Annotated in this window: 13 protein-coding genes and 1 other annotated feature; of the genes, 4 read left to right on the plus strand and 9 right to left on the minus strand. The window is 41.4% G+C overall.

Annotated elements, in window-relative coordinates; genetic code table 11:
• The first annotated feature begins 68 nt into the window (after nt 1-68).
• Nucleotides 69-322: a binding site (T-box leader), on the plus strand.
• Nucleotides 323-387: 65 nt separating this feature from the next.
• Nucleotides 388-1626, plus strand: coding sequence for an MFS transporter (locus AZE41_RS20950; RefSeq protein WP_067213618.1), 1239 nt, complete (start codon nt 388-390; stop codon nt 1624-1626).
• Between the two features lie 179 nt (nt 1627-1805).
• Nucleotides 1806-3185 (plus strand): alkaline phosphatase, encoded by a 1380-nt coding sequence (locus tag AZE41_RS20955; RefSeq protein ID WP_067213619.1) that lies wholly within the window; start codon nt 1806-1808, stop codon nt 3183-3185.
• A gap of 121 nt (nt 3186-3306) precedes the next feature.
• Here AZE41_RS20955 and AZE41_RS20960 read toward each other — a convergent pair whose 3' ends face one another.
• From AZE41_RS20960 to AZE41_RS20980, 5 genes are read right to left on the minus strand one after another with little or no spacing between them, the layout of a single operon-like run.
• A complete protein-coding gene (locus AZE41_RS20960) occupies nt 3307-4035 on the minus strand; it encodes an ABC transporter ATP-binding protein (protein WP_067214103.1) in 729 nt (242 codons plus the stop codon).
• 27 nt (nt 4036-4062) lie between these two features.
• Complete coding sequence (locus AZE41_RS20965; RefSeq protein ID WP_067213620.1) at nt 4063-4812, minus strand: ATP-binding cassette domain-containing protein; 750 nt, start codon at nt 4810-4812, stop codon at nt 4063-4065.
• On the minus strand, nt 4805-5617 hold the full coding sequence (locus AZE41_RS20970; protein WP_067213621.1) for an ABC transporter permease: 813 nt from the start codon (nt 5615-5617) through the stop codon (nt 4805-4807). Before AZE41_RS20970 ends, AZE41_RS20965 begins: the two co-directional genes overlap by 8 nt.
• Nucleotides 5618-6586, minus strand: coding sequence for an ABC transporter permease (locus AZE41_RS20975; RefSeq protein ID WP_067213622.1), 969 nt, complete (start codon nt 6584-6586; stop codon nt 5618-5620). It lies immediately after the preceding gene.
• Entirely contained in the window at nt 6576-8150 is a 1575-nt protein-coding gene (locus tag AZE41_RS20980) for an ABC transporter substrate-binding protein (RefSeq protein WP_067213623.1), read from the minus strand. Before AZE41_RS20980 ends, AZE41_RS20975 begins: the two co-directional genes overlap by 11 nt.
• Before the next feature lie 164 nt (nt 8151-8314).
• Here AZE41_RS20980 and AZE41_RS23110 point away from each other — a divergent pair, with 164 nt between their 5' ends.
• Nucleotides 8315-8461 (plus strand): hypothetical protein, encoded by a 147-nt coding sequence (locus tag AZE41_RS23110; RefSeq protein ID WP_187046168.1) that lies wholly within the window; start codon nt 8315-8317, stop codon nt 8459-8461.
• Nucleotides 8462-8558: 97 nt separating this feature from the next.
• Here the strand turns inward: AZE41_RS23110 and tatC are convergent, their stop codons facing one another.
• From tatC to AZE41_RS21000, 4 genes are read right to left on the minus strand one after another with little or no spacing between them, the layout of a single operon-like run.
• On the minus strand, nt 8559-9404 hold the full coding sequence (gene tatC / locus AZE41_RS20985; protein ID WP_067213624.1) for a twin-arginine translocase subunit TatC: 846 nt from the start codon (nt 9402-9404) through the stop codon (nt 8559-8561).
• Between the two features lie 12 nt (nt 9405-9416).
• The gene (gene tatA, locus AZE41_RS20990) at nt 9417-9617 is read right to left on the minus strand and encodes a twin-arginine translocase TatA/TatE family subunit (protein WP_067213625.1); all 201 of its coding nucleotides are present in this window, start codon (nt 9615-9617) and stop codon (nt 9417-9419) included.
• A gap of 21 nt (nt 9618-9638) precedes the next feature.
• Nucleotides 9639-11351 carry a GMC family oxidoreductase gene (locus AZE41_RS20995; protein ID WP_067213626.1) on the minus strand — a complete coding sequence of 571 codons (1713 nt, stop codon included), beginning with the start codon at nt 11349-11351 and terminating at the stop codon, nt 9639-9641.
• A gap of 15 nt (nt 11352-11366) precedes the next feature.
• The gene (locus AZE41_RS21000; protein WP_067213627.1) at nt 11367-12125 is read right to left on the minus strand and encodes a gluconate 2-dehydrogenase subunit 3 family protein; all 759 of its coding nucleotides are present in this window, start codon (nt 12123-12125) and stop codon (nt 11367-11369) included.
• Between the two features lie 169 nt (nt 12126-12294).
• Here AZE41_RS21000 and AZE41_RS21005 point away from each other — a divergent pair, with 169 nt between their 5' ends.
• Nucleotides 12295-13305, plus strand: a complete 1011-nt coding sequence (locus AZE41_RS21005; protein WP_067213628.1) for a PQQ-dependent sugar dehydrogenase — start codon at nt 12295-12297, stop codon at nt 13303-13305.
• The last annotated feature ends 130 nt before the right edge of the window (nt 13306-13435 follow it).

The following is a 13435-nucleotide window of genomic DNA, read 5'->3' on the forward strand; positions in this document are numbered from 1 at the left end:
TTTTATTAACAAATAAGATTGAATTCTCTATTTACAATTCATCCTAAGAGTGCTATTATCTATAAAAATCAAATGCGTCGAAGAGAAGAGTAGCTAACGTTCATTCTTTGCAGAAAGCTCCGGTTGCTGAAAAGGAGTAAGAATGCGTTATCGAAACAAGTCTCTGAGCATCACTCCGGAACCAGCAATGGGGATAGAGTGACAGGAGCTCCTGTTATAGAGCCAGGGTATACGCATCTATTTGCCGTACCTGATAAGGTTACGATGGAAACATCGTAATAAACTGGGGTGGCACCACGATTGATACAATCTCGTCCTCAAGACTTAAGGTCTTGGGGGTGGGATTTTTTTATTGTCAAATAATGAATGATAGAGGAGGAAAATCAAATGAGGCTTGGGAACGTAGTTGAATCTTGGAAATATCCTTTAATGTTGTTAGCTGGAATTGGCATTTCTAATGTGGGCGCCTGGATTTATTTAATTGCGCTTAATTTGATTATCCTTGAGAAAACAGGTTCTCCGCTTGCAGTGGCTGTCCTTTATATCCTTAAACCTTTGGCTACGTTATGTACAAATTTTTGGTCAGGCAGCGTCATAGACCGGTTAAATAAACGTAATTTAATGGTCACTCTTAACCTGGTTAGTGCGGTATTTATCGCTACCTTATCTTTTCTTTCTTCTCTTTGGTCGATCTATCTAGTCGTTTTTTTAATCAATATAGCACGCTCTATATTTGACCCGACATCTATGACTTATATTACAAAACTAATTCCCTCTAAGGATAGAAAACGGTTTAATTCATTACGCAGTTTAATCGATTCTGGAGGCTTTCTAATTGGGCCAGCTATAGCGGGATTGTTATTTATCATCGGCACACCCATTTTTGCCATTTACATGAACGCCATTGCTTTATTATTATCAGGATTAGTCACTATGATGATGCCCAACCTCGAAAAACACATACAGTTTAATAGTACAAATGAAAAAATATCTTTTGAAGTAGTGAAGCAAGATTGGACTGTTGTGTTGAATTTTAGTCGTCGCTACGCCTATATCATGTTCATTTACTTTCTTTTTGGCTGTGTAATGGTCATGGCTACAGCTATTGACTCACTTGAAGTGGCATTTGCTAAAGAGGTCCTTTCTTTATCGGATAGTGAATATAGTTTTTTAGTCAGCATAGCGGGAGCGGGGATCGTAATGGGCGCAATTATTAATACGATGATTGCCACTAAATCATCGACTTCTTTGTTAATTGGTTTAGGCTCCCTATTCGTTTCTATCGGCTATATTGTTTACGCTTTTTCCACCATCTTTTTCATGGCAGCTATTGGGTTTTTCATTCTTTCCTTTTCTCTGGCCTTTGCGAATACAGGCTTCCATACCTTTTACCAAAACAATATCCCAGTCGATGTGATGGGGAGAGTCGGAAGTATTTACGGATTAATTGAAGCTGTTTTAATCATACTTGCAACGACCATAGCTGGCGTGGCAGCTCAACTCATTTCTATTCAGTATGTTGTCATTGTAGGGACATTTGTGATGTTGGTGATTTCCATTACACTGTTTCTTTTTAACATCCGTCCTTCAAAGGCAAAACTATACTCGACTGCCTCTGTAGATTAAATATTAGATCCTTTGTTACAACGCCACTGGACATTCCTATCTCATCATTTAAGATCGATTGCACAACCTTTCATTTCTTTACAAACTATTAACACAAATTTACATGTCCTTCATGTTAGATTAACAACTTCACTTTATAGTTAAATTTGATAGTAGATTAAATAGGAGGTTTTACATTGATGAAAAAGCAGTTCTTTAAAAAAGTTATCCCCATCGCAGTTCTTTCTACTGTTTTGGTCGCAAGTTGGAGTGGTGCAATCACTAATCCAAGCGCCCAGGCAAATGAAGCAGAACTAAACAACAATGCAGAAATCAAAAATGTGATTTTCCTCATTGGTGATGGAATGGGCGTATCCTATACTTCCGCTTATCGTTACTTGAAAGATGATCCTACTACACCTATTGTTGAGAAGACAGCGTTTGACAACTACCTCGTTGGTCAGCAAATGACTTACCCAGAAGATCCTGAACAAACAATAACAGATTCTGCTTCCGCTGCAACTGCAATGTCTGCAGGTGTAAAAACATATAACGCCGCAATTGCTGTGGATAACGACAAATCTAACGTAAAAACTGTTTTAGAGGCTGCAAAAGAAACAGGCAAATCGACTGGACTTATTGCTACCTCAGAAATTACTCATGCAACGCCTGCTGCATTCGGTGCTCACAATGAAAACCGTAAAAATATGGATGCAATTGCCGATGATTATTACAATGAATTAATCAATGGTGAGCATAAAATTGATGTCCTCCTAGGCGGTGGGAAATCAAATTTTGAGCGCTCAGATGTGAATCTTACAGAATCCTTTAAAAAAGATGGATTTAGCTATGTAACCACTAAAGATGAACTGTTAAAAGATACTAATGATCAAATTCTTGGATTATTTGCTACTGGCGGTCTTCCCAAAATGATTGATCGTCCAGATGATATCCCTTCACTTGAAGAAATGACTACTACAGCAATCGATCGCTTAAGTAAAAATGACAATGGTTTCTTCCTTATGATTGAAGGTAGCCAAATTGACTGGGCTGGCCACGATAATGACATTGTTGGTGCAATGAGCGAAATGGTAGACTTCGAAAAAGCATTTAATGCAGCTATTGAATTTGCGAAAAAAGATAAGCATACGCTAGTCGTAGCAACTGCAGACCATTCAACAGGTGGATTTTCTATAGGCGCAGACGGTAATTATAACTGGCTCACTGATACAATCAAAGCCGCAAAACGGACACCGTCCTTCATGGCAGATGAAATTGCTAATGGTGCTGATGTCGAGAAAACCTTAAAAAGCTATATTGATCAAGAGTTATTACCACTGACAGAAGTTGAAATCGAATCTGTTAAAACTGCTGGTGAAAAAGCGAGTGATATCAATAACGCAATCAAATCAATTTTTGACAAGCGTTCTTATACAGGTTGGACAACAGGTGGACATACTGGTGAAGACGTACCTGTGTATGCTTTCGGTCCATCTAAAGATCGTTTTGCCGGGTTACTCGATAATACAGACCATGCACAAATCATATTCAACATTTTAGATACGAATAAAAGTAAGTAATACTTGTCAGAACCCGTTGCTTCCATTGAAGCAACGGGTTTATTTCTTCATACAAAAAAAGCCCGAGTGATCTATTCCCGAACCTTTCTTTAGTAAAATGAAATTACACCGTCCCCCCCCTTTATCCTCTCCTAAATTCCGCCCCAAAAAGTCTTACCGAATACGGATGTGTAAAATCGAATCTACCTTCCACTTTCACACTTTCATCGACAATCTCCCCGTTATTCATCACATATAGCCGGTCACACATATACGCAACAGCTTGCAAATCATGCGCTATGAAAAGTAAGGCCATGCCGGTTTCACGGTTAAGTTCTATTAGTAAATCAATAATTTCTTTTTGAATCAATCGATCCAGACTGGAAATGATTTCATCACATACGAGTAGTTTAGGTTCCACGAGAATTGATCTGAGCAAGTTAACACGTTGCCTTTCTCCACCACTCAGTTCGGAAGGACGTCTATGTAAATGAGCTTCCGTTAACTTTACCTTGCCGAGCATGCGTCGAATATGAGCATCCCGGTCCCCTTTCTTATTACGAAGCGGTTCCATCAAGATTTCACGTACAGTCCATAATGGATTGAGGGCAGCCGATGCGTTTTGAAAGATGAGTTGGCACCCTTTGTAAAATGCTTTTCGGGACTGCCTCGTGACGAGCGAACCATTGAATAAAATTGTTCCGTCATCAGGCGCTTCAAGTTGCATAATTACACGTGTCAGCGTACTTTTCCCGCTTCCACTTTCCCCGACAAGCCCAACGATTTCACCTTCTCCAACTGTGAGATTGATTGCACGAAGGACTTCTTTCGCTTTAGTTCCACTACCATACCTTTTTGATACACTTTCCATCACTAACACCGTCACACCTCCATTCCTTTAAAACCTACTATCCAACAAAAGCTTCGTGTAAGGATGCTTAGGACAATCAAATACCTCCACCACACTGCCAGTTTCAATAACTTCACCATGACGCATAACAACCATGTCATGTGCCGCCTCTGCAACGATATCCAGGTCGTGCGTTATAAGAAGAATTGTTGTTCCATGCCGCTCGTTCAATCTCTTTAGCAGCCCAATGAATTCCTTTTGTAGTACCATATCGAGTGCAGAAGTGGGTTCATCTGCAATTAAAAGGGCCGGTTCCATATACAGTGCACACGCAATCATACATCGTTGCAACATACCGCCCGATAATTCGAATGGATACTGTTCCATGATTTCCGATGCAAGGCCAAGATCATCCAAAATGCACTCCATCTTCACTCGAAATTCTTCAATTGTATCGCCCGTTTTTCTTCCTGAAAACTCAAAAAGTTGATGCCTCATCTTCACAGAGGGATTAAAGCTGTTCGCCGCATCTTGGAAAATTGTAAATAGGTGTTTTTTTCTAATTTCCATCATTTCTCTATCCGAAACCGTAATCAAGTTTTTATCGTTAAATATAGCCTGTCCAGTTACCTTCGCTCCTGTTGGTACTATTCCGAGCAGTGCGGAAACCGTCATACTTTTCCCACTGCCGCTTTCACCAATAATGGAAGTAATCTTTCCGAGTGGAACAGAAAACGAACTATTACGCACAATCGATTTACCATCGATATCAATCGACAATTGATGTACCCTAAGCATTTAAACGCCTCCGTTCCGGATCTTTCAACGCTTCACCGATAAAGTTAATCGCAAGTATTGTAATGAAAATCATTATGCCTGGGAACAATCCAATCCACCAAGCCCCAATTAGGATATCATTTTGCGCATAGTACAACATATTACCCCATGATGGAATCGCTGGTGGTACACCAATCCCCAGAAAACTAAGCGACACTTCAATGAATATAGCTCCTGCAAAGTTAAACAATGTAACAACGAATATAGCCGGAATACTATTGCGAAGCATATGACTAAAGATAATTTTCCACATCGGTGTTCCGAACATTATCGCCATTTTCACAAATTCCGCATCCTTCAATCGAATAAATTCAGAGCGAACGATACGTGCGGTAACCAACCAACCTGTAACGCCAATAATGAGAGCCATACTCCACATTCCGCCTTGCATGAATGCTTGAAACGCTAAAATAATAATTAGCGAAGGAATCGTAATGAGCGCTTCTAAAAACCGCATCATAACAGTATCGACGAATCCACCAATATAGCCGCTAATTCCGCCGTATAGAACACCCATAACAAGCGATACTAGTACAGAAATACTTGCAACAGTTAGCGTTACTTTACCGCCCTCTAAAAGACGTGAAAAGACATCGCGTCCAAGATGATCAGTTCCTAACAGATGACCTTCCCCAGGGGAGACGTATACTTTATCGAGATTCATGTCATTTGGTTCATACGATGAAAGGAAGCTTGCAAAAGTAGTTAGAATTATGATAACGCCGAGGACAACGCACCAAAAAATCAATGCTTTTTTTGATTTCATTTATCGCACATCCCCTTTCCGTAGCCTCGGATTCAATAAATACGTAATGAGGTCAATAACGAAAAGGCTTATGACAACGATTAAACCCGTTAGTAAAATACCACCCATCAACAATGGGAAATCTTTCGTAACCACCGCTTTTACGGTTAGTTGACCAAGTCCCGACCATGAAAAGAGCGATTCTACGATAATCGACCCGCCAACAAATGAAGGAATGGTCATCCCGATATAATTCAAATAGGGAATAGATGCATTGCGCAAAATCCCTTTTCGAATGACTTGCTCCGCGACACCATTGGCACGTGCTACCGTTACATAATAGTTACGGCTTTCTACTTTGATGCTTTCTTGGAGAAAGCGTGCATAAATTCCAACGTGAGTCAAAATGATAACAGTTGCAGGCATGAGTAGATAACGCAATTTATCCAAAAATCCACCTTCACCGCCGATATCTCCTGTTCCAGATGACGGAAGGATGCCGAGTTTGACTGCAAATAATGAAATAAATAAAATACCAAGCCAAAACGCTGGAATTGAAGAAGTCACAATACTGACTGTCGATAATCCTTTATCCCACACAGATCCAGCCTTCATGCCCGCTGCCGTTCCAAGCCAGATTGAACCTATACTAATAAAAAATAGCGTCACGCCGAAAAGAAGTAATGTATTTGGCAGCCGTTCCATAAGAATTGTCGATACGGGCCGCCCTTCTTTATACGAAACACCTAAATTCCCTTTCACTGTTTCCGCTAACCACGTACCATACTGCGCAATGACAGGTCGGTCAAGCGAAAAAACACGGCTGATTCGTTCTTTTTCAGCCGCGTTCAATGTTTGTGCATTCCCTCCGTAAAAAGCCGCTGCCGGATCACCGGGAGCTGCATGCATGATGAAAAAAGAGAGGAAGCTCACGATGAGGAGGACAATTATCCCCATCATCATTCGCTTCCCAATCCATTTAACGGTCATTCCACGTCCACTCCTCAACATTCCAGAGGAAACCAGATCCATGATGGCCAAGTATTCGTTCTTTCACACCGCTTAGATTTTTATTAATCCCGTAAACCGCGTCTTCGTACGCGATATAAGCAAATGCAGGGTCCTTCGCAAGCTCAGCTTGAAACTCCATATAAATTGCTTTGCGTTCTTCAGCATCTGTCGAAAAACGGCCTTTTTCAAGTAGCTCATCTACTTTTGCATTCGAATAGCTACCGTAGTTATAACCAGAGCTCGTCAAAACCGACTGATCCGTATGGAACAAAATATGTGTATGATGATCCGCATCGTACGGACTACCCCACCCGACCATGAATGCTTCTGCATCTTCGATTGTAATGGCACTCCAGTCAAGCGCATCTACTTTTACATCAGCGCCAATTTTCTTGAATCCTTCGGCAGCATAGTTCGCCATATTTACGCGTACTGTATCCGATACAGGTGCCGTAATCGTAAACGCCAATTTTTCATCATTTTTATAACGGAAACCATCTTTTTCTTCTTTCCAGCCTGCTCCGTCTAGAAGCTCTTTTGCTTTTTCAATGTCGTATGCATACTTCTCTACATTTTCATTGTTAAATGCATGTTTTTGAAGTGGTGAATACGCTTCTGTCCCGTATCCTTTCAAAATACCTTTGACGATTTGAGCGCGATCAATCGCATAGCTAAATGCGCGCCTCACGTCAACATCTTTCCACAAGTCAATGGTCGTATTGAAAAGGATACCGCGGTAATCCGCAGATTCAATATCGTAAATTTTAATATTCTTTTCTTTTTCCAACTCTTCAACTTGGACCGGGTCGAGTAGTGCAATATCGACTTCTCCAGACTTGAGTTGCAATGCACGGACATTACTATCCGGAATGAATTTAAAAATCACTTTTTCAATAGAAGGCTTTGTTCCATGAAAATTATTATAGGCTTTTAACGTTAAACTGTTGCCACGGTCCCACTTATCAAACATATATGGACCCGCGCCGATTGGATGACTATTGAATTCAGCTGTCCTCATCTCAACGCCTTCAAAAGCATGCTTGGGCAAAATTGGAGCCGTTAACTTATCAAGCATCGGCGTGAATGGGCGTTTAAGTTTCAATTCAAGTTTGTAGTCGTCAATTTTTGTCACCGAATCCACTTCCGTGAAATCCGACTTCAAAAACGAAGCATTATTATCGTCTAGTATGCTCTCAATTGTGAAAATCACATCGTCAGCAGTAAGTGGTTCGCCGTCGTGAAACGTAATGTCTTCTTTCAATTTAAACGTATACGTTAGCTTATCCGGTGATAGTTCATATGATTCAGCGATATCCATTGTTGGCTCATTGTTCTCATCGAACCGTATCAGACCGCGGAATAATAGCGCATCCAGGTTCGTTTCTTCCAGTAGCGGATTAAGCCCTTCAAATTCAGTTTCCGACGCATAGACAAGTCGGTTTTCTTTTGTTTTCGAAGTTTCTTTCTCCTTGTTTCCACAACCCGCAATAACGAGTAAAATAGCAATAAAAATAATATATGCATTTGTTTTCCTTCTAAACATAGTAACCTCCAAAAAAATGTAATTCTATACTTACTAATTATAAAGAGCAGGATGTTCAATGTCTAACCTAACGCAGTTTGGAACAATCTTCTTGCAGACTTTCCGACTAAAATCCTGTAACTCGGGCATATTATCATGAACAAAAAAATAAGGAGGGTGATTATATGATGAACAAGATGGCCGTGACAGCACTTGGACTTGGCGCAGCATATTTAATGAGAAATAAAGATGCTAGGAACAAGCTGATGAAACAGGTTGAATCGTTCACAGGTACACTTTCCAAGAAAAGCGAATCGCAAAGTAATTCGTAAAATTGTTTTATAAACGATTAAGCGAAAAAACTTTTGCACAAAAACGGCAACCCTTAAATAGGTTGCCGTTTTTGTTGTGAAAATGTCGAATATAGCATTAGTTTACAACAGCATTTCGACGCTCCGTATACAGGACAATAAAGATACTCGCTTCGTAAAGCAACGCCATTGGAATCAGTACAATGAGTTGGCTCACAAAATCCGGCGGTGTAATCAAAGCCGAAATTATTGCGATGGCAAGATACGACCATTTACGCACTTTTTTCATTGATTCCGCTGTAAGTAACCCGATTGCCGCCAAAAACATCGCAACAATTGGTAACTCGAATAATATCCCGATTGGCATAGTCGTCATTAGCAAGAAACTGATGTATTCTTGCGCCGACACCATTACATTAAAATTCACGGCTCCCAATGAGACAAGAAACTTATAGCTAAGCGGATTGACGATAAAATAACCAAATGATACACCTATAAGGAAAAGCAGTAACATTACAGGCGAATACATGCTTAGAAACCGGCTTTCCCGTTCGTTAAGTCCCGGTTTAACAAATTGCCAGAGAAAATGACAGAGAAAAGGGATTGATAAACCCAATGCAAGTGCTGTGGAAATCGACATGTAAAACTTCACAACTTCGAGTGGTCCAAGAATGATTAGCTCATGGCCGCGGGTAATATACGGGAACCATAAATTAATACTTGAAAACACTGCGATTAGAAAAAAAAGGAAAACAGCTGCACTTTTGACGAGCTGTTTTCTTAGGTCTGTGAGATGGTCAACAAGAGACGGAGCAGCTTCAAAATTGCTTTCTACGACCTTGTCATCCCGAGTAATGTCAGATTCTATTTCCGGTTTAACGGGTATACCAATCTTCGTCTTTTCGACTTGGACTTTATCAAGCGGACTTAAAATTTTACGACTGTGATCTCCGTATGGATCCATACTTTCACCTGCTTATAGTTGATCCGTTTTCTTTATTTCCTTTGGGGCTACTGGTTCTTCATCCTCCATAATGTCTTTCGCTGACCTTTTAAATTCAGCAAGTGTTTTCCCTACCGCGGCTCCCACTTCGGGTAACTTTTTCGGCCCGAACAAGATGAGAACAATAACAAGAATGATGATTAAACCCGGTACGCCAATACTCGCTAAACTCATTGCCAAAGTCTCCCTTCATTTTCAAACAAGTGACCCACCAGCTTTACTGTATTTAACAATTCCTTCTGCTGCGCGATAAGCGAGCGCGCCAACTGTCCCCGTAGGATTGTAGCCGCCGTTATGCGGGAAGTTTCCAGCTCCAAGAACAAATAGATTTTCTGCATCCCAGTGTTGTAATTGAGTATTGACGACACTATTATCCGGGCTTGCTCCCATAATTGTTCCGCCGGTATTATGCGTCGTCTGGTATGGCACAATATCATAGTTGGTAATTGGATTTCCAGCCATCACTGTCTTCGCACCCATCTCTTTCATTATGACTGCCGTCTTTTCAGTTAAGTACTTGTGCAAGTTCTTATCTTGTTCAGTAAAATTGTATGTCAATTGAAGCAATGGGACCCCATATGCATCCTTATAATTTGGGTCAAGTGACAAGAAATTCTCCTTATGAGGAAGTGAGGCACCCTGCCCGCCAATATTTAGCGTGCGCGTGTAATTATAAATCGATGATTTTTTGAAATCTTCACCCCACACAGGTGTATCTGGCGGAAGAGGATTGGTCGCAATCGGCCTTACACCCGTCTGTGTTATGGATAGGCTTGCCCCGTGAATGAAATCTAGATCCCCATGATCAAAATTGTCACCATTGAAATCATCAATTGACATCCCAAGCGACCCCGCACCCATGAAGACATTCATTTGTTCATCAAAAAAGCCTGTTGCACCCGGCAAAACCTGGTACGCATAGTTTTTACCAAGCGTCCCTTTTCCAGTATCCGGATCGTACATTTCTCCAATTCCCGATACCATAAGAAGCTTCGCATTATTCATCATATAGCTTGTAAGTACTACGACTTCGGCTGGTTGGATGAATTCTTCACCGGTTTGCGTATCGATATATCTAACTCCAGTCACTTTATTGCCTTTCTTCAACACTTCGACGACATTTGCATAGAAACGGACATCGTAGTTCCCCGTTTTTCTTGCAGTCGGAATGACAGTAATCTCCGGAGATGTTTTCGCACCGTATTCACAGCCAAACCGCTCGCAAAAACCGCAATATTGACACGCCATGATTGATTCTCCATCTGGATTTTCATACGACTCGGACAAATTTGCAGATGGTAACATGAAAGGACTATACCCAAGTTTGCTTGCTGCCTTTTCAAACTTTTTTAGAATCGGTGTCCGCTTCATAGGAGGCGTCGGAAACTCTGAGGAGCGTTTCCCCGCAAATGGATTTTTATTCTCTCCAGAGATGCCGGCTGTCTTTTCAAATTTATCGAAGTAAGGCTCTAGCTCGTCATATGTAACGCCCCAATCTTGAATCAGATAGTCGCTTGAGAGTTTATCTTTTCCATATTTCTTATCCGTCATCGATTTAATCTCAAAATCATACGGAAGAAATCGCCAAGTATGCCCGTTCCAATGCGTCCCCGAACCGCCGAGACCTTCCGCAAGAAGAAACGATCCCATCTGCCTCATAGGAAGCGCCCGCATCTTCCGGGAATTCCTAAACGTAATCGTTTCCTTTGAGAGATCCTGCATTAAATCGTAACGAATCGCGTAGCGAAACTCATCATGTACTAATGAGTAGTCTTTTGTACTTCTTTCCTTACCACGCTCTAGTCCAAGTACTTTCAAACCAGCTTTTGCACACTCTGCGCCAATGATACCACCGGCCCATCCAACACCAACTGTAATAACATCTACTTTCTCCAACGTTGTTGCCATACGCTATTTCCCCCCTTAATGTTCCATACTCGTAAGTGATACTGGTTCGTACTTCACAAATTTTTCATTTTCAATTTCGGCGATATAGGTCATTTGATTGCCCGGAAATTCCTTCATACGCCAAGCATCCATGTTCACGTTGCCGTTATAAATTGGATCCGCGTAGACACCTTCTAATGTTGCTTGTCGAAGAAGCTTGAAGAAAAATTCTGACGATACGCCCTTCATATCAATTTCATTTTTTTGGAATGCAGTAATGATTTCATCCATTTGCGCACCCTCGAGGTCGACAAACCCTTGTTTGAACCGCTTGTTTGCTTGCTCATCCATTATTGCGATACCTTGTCTAAAGATTTCTGCACGTGTCAACTTACTTTGGTAGCCTTGAGTCGCTTCACCCGCAAAAAACGGTCCTTGCATATATTCCTTCACATTGCTTCCATAATTGCCTGCAAGCTGATTGTCGATGAAATACGGAGCACCAAGTGCAATTGCTCCAGGTCCTAGGTCATCTTCAGGGAATATCCGTTCAACTGCTTGAGACAATACATTGAATTCAGCCATATTTGTAAAGTACATTAAGCCCCGATTGCTAACAGCTGTCGGTTCGCCGCCAGCTCCTTTATGGTCACCCGTGCCGGCAACTTGACCTTCCTTGTTGACGTTGTAACCGACAAGTCCCCCTATGAGCCCCCCTCCCACGAGAGCCCCTGTTGCAATTCCCGTTGTCTTCAGAAAGTCTCGTCTCGATAAGCCTTTTTTTTCCACTGCCATCCTTTATCCTCCTCAGTATGACTGTCGTCTATATAATGATTCCTAGCACAAAGCATGGCAGTCCTATCCATTTTTTATACAATACATGGATTTTTTTGATCAACTTAATTTTTACTCACACGCATAACGGGATATACTGAAAAAAACGAAATACGAAAGGAGTTTTCCGATGAAACGCCTTCTCCTCTTCTTTTTTCTATTTATACTAGCTTGGTGCACAGATCAAGCACGTCCTTCACCCCATGCGAATCCTGAACTCGCAGAAAAGGTCACAGTAAATCTCATCGCACCATGGTCCATTGATTTCGATGGAGAACATTTTTTCATCTCTGAGAAAGAAGGGTCAGTTGTTAAGGTATGGGGAAACGGTCAGACTTTACGCGAGGATGTCTTTCTTGCGAAGCCATTAGCAAATGTAGCTGAATCTGGTTTGCTTGGTTTCGTGTTAAAAAAGGATTTTCTGAAATCGCATGAAGCATATGCCTACTACACATATGATTTAGAAGGCACACCTGTAAATCGAATCGTAACATTACACTATGACGGAACTTCGTGGCATGAAAAAGACATACTGTTGGACGGAATCGTATCAGGTCCAGTCCATCATGGTGGGCGTCTTGCACTCTCTCCGAACGGCATTTTATATGCAACTATTGGCGATGGGGCAAATCCTGATTCAGCACAAGACACTGATTTATTCAACGGGAAAATAATCCGGTTAACTGATGACAACACATTCGAAATCGTGAGCATTGGACATCGAAATTCACAAGGGCTCGCGTGGGATGAAAGCGGAGTATTATATGCATCAGAACACGGTCAATCTGCGAATGATGAAATTAATAAAATTGAAGCCGGGAACAATTATGGATGGCCAATCATCGAGGGAACGGAATTAGGAGAAGGCATGGAAACACCACTTCTCACCTCTGGCACTGGTGATACATGGGCGCCATCAGGCATTACTTTTCACAAGGGATTGTTGTACGTTGCTGCACTCCGCGGCGAGGCGATTCTTGTCATTGACCCATTGGCTGGCAAACTCCTTGAGAAAATAGAAGGCTATGGCCGCATCCGTGATGTGTTCTCGGATGGCGAGTCATTATTTTTCATAACAAATAATACCGATGGTAGAGGGAACCCTACCGAAGATGATGATGTGCTATATCGCTTGAAATAGGTGTTAGAAAAACCGACCAAAAGTGCCAGCGCCTGGTCAGAGGCGCTGGAGTCTAGACTTGAATTAGCTTCTTTTGGAGGTTATCCACAGTACGAGATCTTATAGTTTCCTATGAAATGAGAAAAAGGCT

This window comes from Sporosarcina psychrophila (assembly GCF_001590685.1).
Taxonomy (GTDB): domain Bacteria; phylum Bacillota; class Bacilli; order Bacillales_A; family Planococcaceae; genus Sporosarcina; species Sporosarcina psychrophila.

Bases quoted from the DNA above. Each gene is read 5' to 3' on its own strand.
- AZE41_RS20950 (WP_067213618.1), top strand. From the start codon at position 388: ATGAGGCTTGGGAACGTAGTTGAATCTTGGAAATATCCTTTAATGTTG.
- AZE41_RS20955 (WP_067213619.1), top strand. From the start codon at position 1,806: ATGAAAAAGCAGTTCTTTAAAAAAGTTATCCCCATCGCAGTTCTTTCT.
- AZE41_RS20960 (WP_067214103.1), bottom strand. From the start codon at position 4,035: ATGGAAAGTGTATCAAAAAGGTATGGTAGTGGAACTAAAGCGAAAGAA.
- AZE41_RS20965 (WP_067213620.1), bottom strand. From the start codon at position 4,812: ATGCTTAGGGTACATCAATTGTCGATTGATATCGATGGTAAATCGATT.
- AZE41_RS20970 (WP_067213621.1), bottom strand. From the start codon at position 5,617: ATGAAATCAAAAAAAGCATTGATTTTTTGGTGCGTTGTCCTCGGCGTT.
- AZE41_RS20975 (WP_067213622.1), bottom strand. From the start codon at position 6,586: ATGACCGTTAAATGGATTGGGAAGCGAATGATGATGGGGATAATTGTC.
- AZE41_RS20980 (WP_067213623.1), bottom strand. From the start codon at position 8,150: ATGTTTAGAAGGAAAACAAATGCATATATTATTTTTATTGCTATTTTA.
- AZE41_RS23110 (WP_187046168.1), top strand. From the start codon at position 8,315: ATGATGAACAAGATGGCCGTGACAGCACTTGGACTTGGCGCAGCATAT.
- tatC (WP_067213624.1), bottom strand. From the start codon at position 9,404: ATGGATCCATACGGAGATCACAGTCGTAAAATTTTAAGTCCGCTTGAT.
- tatA (WP_067213625.1), bottom strand. From the start codon at position 9,617: ATGAGTTTAGCGAGTATTGGCGTACCGGGTTTAATCATCATTCTTGTT.
- AZE41_RS20995 (WP_067213626.1), bottom strand. From the start codon at position 11,351: ATGGCAACAACGTTGGAGAAAGTAGATGTTATTACAGTTGGTGTTGGA.
- AZE41_RS21000 (WP_067213627.1), bottom strand. From the start codon at position 12,125: ATGGCAGTGGAAAAAAAAGGCTTATCGAGACGAGACTTTCTGAAGACA.
- AZE41_RS21005 (WP_067213628.1), top strand. From the start codon at position 12,295: ATGAAACGCCTTCTCCTCTTCTTTTTTCTATTTATACTAGCTTGGTGC.